The 3,630-nt window shown below is 77.9% G+C and carries 2 protein-coding genes; both read right to left on the reverse strand.

The window, feature by feature from the left end:
• Nucleotides 1-285: 285 nt before the first annotated feature.
• On the reverse strand, nucleotides 286-1,824 hold the full coding sequence (locus tag ABT345_RS10025; RefSeq protein ID WP_345088046.1) for a beta-ketoacyl [acyl carrier protein] synthase domain-containing protein: 1,539 nt from the start codon (nucleotides 1,822-1,824) through the stop codon (nucleotides 286-288).
• A 505-nt stretch (nucleotides 1,825-2,329) separates the two neighbouring features.
• On the reverse strand, nucleotides 2,330-3,469 hold the full coding sequence (locus tag ABT345_RS10030) for a hypothetical protein (protein WP_345088049.1): 1,140 nt from the start codon (nucleotides 3,467-3,469) through the stop codon (nucleotides 2,330-2,332).
• Nucleotides 3,470-3,630 lie beyond the last annotated feature (161 nt).

The following is a 3,630-nucleotide window of genomic DNA, read 5'->3' on the forward strand; positions in this document are numbered from 1 at the left end:
AAGGGCTCCCTTTCGAGCCGCCACGCTAGGCAGCCCGCAGCGAAGCCCTCAAGCCCCTGGGACCCCTATAAATTCCGCACCGGAAACGCACGGAATTCCGTCTTCTTTTCCGCGCGAGCGCGGGCCGGGAACCACCCGGCCCCGCCGACGGCGCGACGCCGCGCCGGGGGCGTTCCCGGCGCGGCGTCGTGTCCCGGCAGTCGTGTCCCGGCACGCCGCAGGGCCCGTACGGAACGTGCCGTACGGGCCCTGCGCGGGTATGTGGCGAGCGGCGGGGCCGCGGGGTCAGCGGTGGCCGGCCAGCTCCAGCAGCCGGGACAGCAGCCCCTCCTCGCGCAGCCGCTGGAGGGGCAGTTCGCCCAGTATCTCCAGCACCTGCTCATCGTTGAGCCCCGCCGCCAGATCGACCGGAGCCTCGCCGCCGGCACCGGGAGCGGGTGCCGCGGCGCCCGGCTGTTCCTGGGGGACGGCCTCCGGGAGCGGGCCCGGGGCGACCGGCGGCAGCGGCCGGCGGACGGGGGTGGGGGCGAGGGCGTCGGCGATGTCCTCGGGGCGGAAGCCGGGGCGGGTCGCGAGGTGCACGCTCATCCGGGCGGCGCGGGCCCGCAGCGTCGCGGCGGCCTCCGCCGGGGAGGTGGCGGGAGCGTCGTCGGCCCGCCGCGCCCCGGCGGTCCCCGGCCGCACCCCGTGCACGGCCGCAGCCGGCGCGGGCGCGGGCCGGTCCGCCCAGTCGGACAGCACCAGATGGCAGGTCCCACCGTGGCCGTACGCGCCGACACCCGCCAGCACCGGTTCGCTCCCCCGGCGCGGCAGCGGCACCACGGCCCGGGCCGCGCCGTCCGGGGCGCCGCTCCACGGCGCCGCCTCGCCGGTCACATGGGCCGCGGCGCGCAGGCACAGCACCGTCTTCAGGAGCGCGGCGGCGGCGCCCTCGGGCTGCGCGGCGGCGGCGTCGGGCAGCGGCTCGCGCACCGGACGGCCGCCCGAACCGGCGGGCACCGCGGTCCGCACCGGGCCCGCGGTGGCGGCCAGTTCGACGAACCGGACCGCGGCGGCGTCGACCCGGGCGTGGGCGCAGGCCCGGCGCGCCGCCTCCTCCTGGGCGGCGGCCGGCCCGTCGGTGGCGCCGCCGTCGTGGTTCACGGCGCCGCCGCGGATCAGGCAGTGCACGGTGTCGCCGTCGGCCAGCGCCCGGCGCAGCGTCTTGAGGACGAGGAGCCCGCCGTCGGCCTCCTGCGTCGCGGCGCCGGCGGGCGTCCGGCGGACGGTGACCCCGCCGGCCAGCGCCTCGTCGCACTCACCGCCGCGCAGCGCCAGCGCGGCGAGGTGGACGGCGGTCAGGGCCGAGGAGCGTGCGGTGTCGACGACCAGGCTCGGACCGCGCAGGCCCAGGGTGGCGGAGAGCCGGCTCGCGAGGGTGGTGCGGTCGGCGGGTGCCGCGCCGCGCCCGTTGGGCGGGCACGCCGACGCGCCGAGGAACACGCCGGTGCCGCTGCCCGCCAGTCCCTCCGGGAGGATGCCGGCGCTCTCCAGGGCCTCCCGGGCGAGGTCGGCGGCGAGCCGCTGCCGCGGGTCGGGGGCGCCGAGGTCCTCGGCGGGCACCCCCAGCGACTCCGGCCCGAACCAGCGGGCCGCGCCGCCGGATGCGAACGGCCGCTCGCCGGACGCGTCGGACGCCTCCGGGCCGTCGTGGAGCAGCCGCCAGAAGGTGTCGGGGCCGTCCACCCCGGGGAATCGGCAGGACAGTCCGACGACCGCTATGGCGTCGGCCTCCTCCGGCGCGGTCCGCCCCGCGCCCGTGTCCGCCTCGGAAGCGATACCCATCTCATTCCTCTCGCCCGCCGCGCGCCGCGGCCGGATGTCGGGCAGGCGGACCGGCCGCCCCGCCCCGTTCCGCTTGTACGCCCGCCGCTGTGTCCGTGTTCCGGGACGGCTTGCGCCCCGCTCGCCCAACTCGGGTGGTCCAGACCGGCGTCGGCCCGGTTCGGTTGCCTCCCGCACCAGGTGGGAAGGGTTCCGCCCGAAGGCGTCGCACCATCGCTCCCAGTCGCCCGGGGCTCCCCGAAACGGCGGAAAGGTCCGCCCTCCGGTCGCCGCGCGACATTCCGATTCCGGCCCGGCGAGACCGCCGTGGCCCGGGCCCGGCCGCCCGCTCACCGCGCGGCCCCGGTCGTCCCCCTCCATTGTCCAACCACCGAACCCCCCGCGCAGCGCACTCCAACCCCTACCGACCCCTATAAATTCCAGGTGAACAAGGGGTGTCCCCGAAGGGGTGTCACGCTCGGGTGCGCGCGGCGGACCGGCCTGCCCGCCGGGCGGCTTGCGGGGATCAGCCGGTGCACCGCACAAAGACGGCGGACGCCGCGTGGTGGGCGCCGTCGAAGCCGGAGCCGAAGTCGGTGCCCTGGGTGTGGAGTTTGACGGAGAGATGGCCGCCGGTGATCGGGAAGGTGCCACCGGGCGCCCAGTCGCCGCGCTTGCCGGTCTGCTCGACGGTGAAGTCGCCGAGCGCCTTGCCCGTTCCCGCAGCGGACGCGAACACCGAGTAGCGGGTGGGGTGCCCGCCGACGTGCCGCACATCGTCATCCTTGGGCACAAAGGCCCTGACCTGGCAACTTCCCGACTTCACCGGCCCGGTGGCGAAGGTCCACAAGGTGTAGTTGCCGTCGTCGCCCTTGTCGCCCGCCATCGGCACGGAGACGAAGGAACCGTCGCAGCCGTCCTTGGTCCAGCCGCCGCTCTTGTGCGTCGTCCAGCCCGACTCGCCGTCGGCGTAGGTGCCGTGTTCCTTGTACCCGGTGGACTTGTCGGTGCAGCCGGGCCCGGCCGTCGCGGTGTAGGTGGCCGCGTCACCGCCCGCCGGGGCGCCGCCCTGCCCGCCGTCACCGGAGCCGCCCGGCCCGCCGCCGTCGGGCGGCCCCTGCTGTCCCTGCGGCTGCTCGGCCCCGGGCACGACCCCGGCGCCGCGCCCCTGTCCGTCGTACTCGGACGCGGCGGCGGGCGGCTGCTTGTCGTGCCCGCCACCGGCCGTCAGCTTCGAGATGAGGAACGGCGAGCAGAGCAGCAGGACGCCGGCGATGCCGGCGGCGGCGACCATCGGCCCGGAGACCCGGCCGCCGGTCGCCACCAGCGTGTCCGGCGCCGCATCGGCGCTGGTCGCACCGGTGGCCGAGGTGGCCGCGGCGGTCTTGCCCGCCGTCCGTTTCCCGGTGCCCGCTGCGGCGGCCGTCGCTCCCGCGGCCGCGGGGCGCGCGGCGGCCTCGGACGTGCGGCGCGCCGCGGGCTCGGGGGTGGGCGCGGTGTCCGCGGAGAGGACGGGCACGGTCGCGCCGTCCGTGCGGGGCGGCCTGTCGCTCCCCCGGGCCGGCGGCGCGGCGGGCGTCTCGGCTCCGGCCGCTCCGGCGGCCGCCGCCTCGACGTCCGCGTTCTGCTGTGCGCCGCTCCCCTTACGGGACTCTTCCGGCTCCATGGGCGCCATCGTCTCCTTCTGCTGATGTCGTTCCGGGTGGGTGTACGGGAGGCGTTACGGGGCCGGGCCGGCCGTCCGGGCCTCCGGGGGACGCGCCCGGGAGGGGCCGGGGCGCGTCCGTTACGTGGTGGTGCCTGCGGGGCCGGGCGCCGGGGACGGGG

It is taken from the genome of Streptomyces sp. NPDC000404 (genome assembly GCF_040300365.1).
Classification (GTDB): Bacteria; Actinomycetota; Actinomycetes; order Streptomycetales; family Streptomycetaceae; genus Streptomyces; species Streptomyces ramulosus.

Bases quoted from the DNA above. Each gene is read 5' to 3' on its own strand.
- ABT345_RS10025 (WP_345088046.1), bottom strand. From the start codon at position 1,824: ATGGGTATCGCTTCCGAGGCGGACACGGGCGCGGGGCGGACCGCGCCG.
- ABT345_RS10030 (WP_345088049.1), bottom strand. From the start codon at position 3,469: ATGGAGCCGGAAGAGTCCCGTAAGGGGAGCGGCGCACAGCAGAACGCG.